At 59.0% G+C, this 283-nt stretch carries 1 pseudogene; it reads right to left on the reverse strand.

The features are described 5' to 3' along the window. Positions 1-283: pseudogene (locus BK660_RS33355) on the reverse strand (RND family transporter); the annotation flags it as partial.

Consider the following 283-nt stretch of genomic DNA (forward strand, 5'->3'; position numbering starts at 1 on the left):
ATCGTTGAGGAACACCAGCACCGGCGCCAGCGAGCAACTGTTGTTGTACAGACCGTCGGCGCGGGCAATCGAGTTGTTCAGCACGTCCGGGTTGCGCGACAGGGTTTCCCATTTCAGGTTGCCTTCGTTCATGCCCTTGATCATCTGCTTGGACACGGTCACCAGTGAGATCGCCGACTGCACGCCCTCGGTGTTCTGCATCTTCCACATCAGTTCGCCGATCGGCGCCATGGCTTCGTAGCGTGAGCAGCCTTCCGACTTGGTCTTGACCATCACCACCAGC

The organism is Pseudomonas brassicacearum (assembly GCF_003732265.1).
Taxonomy (GTDB): Bacteria; Pseudomonadota; Gammaproteobacteria; order Pseudomonadales; family Pseudomonadaceae; genus Aquipseudomonas; species Aquipseudomonas brassicacearum_D.